Raw genomic sequence first — 1,557 nt, 5'->3', positions numbered from 1 at the left:
GTAACTGCCCAGGTGCCGGTGGAAAAAACAGCTTGACAAGCCGGGTATGAATGGATGGTAAATCGCCCCATGACCTCCGTGACTGACACGCCGCTCAGCGATGCCGATCTCATGACTGCTGCCATCCCAACAGCAGTCGCGGAGGAGATCGCGCGCTTGCAGGCCGAGAACGCGACGTTGCGGGAGATGAATGCCGTGCTTCTGGCGCGCATCGCGGAACTCGAGCGCCGTCTGGGGCTGAACAGTGGCAACAGCGGAAAACCCCCATCTAGTGATGGGTTGAAGAAACCGCCACGGACCCAGAGTCTGCGCGAAGCCTCGGGCCGGCCACCCGGCGGGCAGAAGGGCCATCCCGGCAACACGCTGCGTCAAGTGGCCGAACCGGACGTCATTCTCGACCACTACCCCAACATCTGCCCGAACTGCGATTCGACCCTGACCCCAGCCATGGTCACGGCGTACAGCGCCCGGCAGGTCTTTGACCTACCGGAGCCACCCCCGCTGGTCGTGACCGAGCATCGCGCTCACACCGGCCGCTGTGGCCAGTGTGGTGAGGCGACACGGGCGGCGTTTCCCGAGGGAGTCACGGCGCCGGTGCAATACGGCGCGCGGATCACGGCCTTCGTAGTCTATCTGCTCCACGCCCAGTTCATTCCCGAGGATCGGTGGGTCGAACTGATGGCCGATCTGTTTGGGGTGAAACTGGCCGCCGCCACGATCGCACGGATGAGCACGAAGGCGGTCGAGCAGGTCCAGGGGTTCGTGGCGGCGGTGGGCCAGCTCGTCAAGACTGCGGCGGTCAAGCATCTGGATGAAACCGGCTTTCGCATCGGTGGCAAGACGCAATGGCTCCATGTGGCGGTGACCGCCTGGCTGAGCTTCTACCGCGTTTCCCCGAAGCGGGGCAGTCTGTGGGAAGGGATCATTGGCATTGTCGTCCATGACCACTGGAAGCCCTACTACACCTTGAAGGGTGTGCTGCATGCCTTGTGCAATGCGCATCATCTGCGCGAGCTCAAGGCCTTGATCGAGATCGAGCGGGAACCCTGGGCGTTGCGCATGCAACGACTCTTGCACCGGGCCTGTCATGCCGCCCACCTCGCCCGCGAACGCGATGGGCCACTGAAACCCAGCCTCGTGCATCGGTTCCAGCGTCGATACGACACCCTCGTTGCCGAAGGGCTCGCCTTTCATGAGGCCCAATCGCCACTGCCCGTCACCGGGCGTCGGGGTCGTCCACGGCGCCGCACCGGCCACAACCTGCTGCTGCGATTGAGGACCCGCAAGGACGACGTATTGCGTTTCCTGACTGATCCCCGCGTACCCTTCACCAACAATCTGGCCGAGCAAGCCGCCCGCATGATGAAGCTCAGACAGAAAATCTCCGGTGGCTTCCGCTCCGAACCGGGCGCCCGCGACTTCGCCGTCATCCGCTCCTTCATCGCCACCGCGAAAAAACAGGGTTGGAACATCATCGATACCCTGACCCAATCCCCAACGGTCCTCCTCAGCAAACTCCGTACGACCTGATCACTGACGAGGTACCTGGGCAGTTAC

General features: G+C 63.1%; 1 protein-coding gene. It reads left to right on the top strand.

The genetic code is table 11. The annotated features are described in order from the left end of the window. Nucleotides 1–69: 69 nt before the first annotated feature. Nucleotides 70–1,530: an IS66 family transposase gene (locus tag CTR53_RS21045; RefSeq protein WP_290818433.1), complete on the top strand. Its 1,461-nt coding sequence runs from the start codon at nucleotides 70–72 to the stop codon at nucleotides 1,528–1,530. The last annotated feature ends 27 nt before the right edge of the window (nucleotides 1,531–1,557 follow it).

This window comes from Ferrovibrio sp., assembly GCF_002796975.1.
In the GTDB taxonomy this organism is placed as follows: domain Bacteria; phylum Pseudomonadota; class Alphaproteobacteria; order Ferrovibrionales; family Ferrovibrionaceae; genus Ferrovibrio.
The sequence above is the reverse complement of the archived record's forward strand: the minus strand, read 5'-3'. Positions and strand labels throughout refer to the sequence as shown.